This is a genomic window from Pseudoalteromonas sp. S3178, from assembly GCF_005886985.1.
Classification (GTDB): Bacteria; Pseudomonadota; Gammaproteobacteria; order Enterobacterales; family Alteromonadaceae; genus Pseudoalteromonas; species Pseudoalteromonas carrageenovora.
Window position 1 is genome coordinate 1 of sequence record NZ_PNCW01000200.1, and the last position, 238, is coordinate 238.

Annotated in this window: 1 protein-coding gene; it reads left to right on the top strand. The window is 48.7% G+C overall.

What is annotated here, in order from left to right:
• Window positions 1–238 (top strand): putative inorganic carbon transporter subunit DabA (locus CWC11_RS20610; protein WP_138684163.1); only part of this gene is annotated, 238 nt, incomplete at both ends.

Sequence of the window (238 nt, forward strand, 5' to 3'; positions counted from 1 at the left end):
GCTGCATAATACCACCACTGAAACAATTACCCCCTATGGCGAAATAGATACAGAGTTATCCCGCTGGTTAAAGCAGGCAGCGCATCTGGCTCGAGTAGAGCGCGCTCATACACTCGCGATAACTGGTAAAGAGTTATCAGAACAGCAATTAGAGCAGCGATTTATAGCCCGTACTAAAGATTGGTCTCAAGTTAGGCCGGAATGGGGCCTTGCCAACAATGCAGCATTTGTGGTCGCG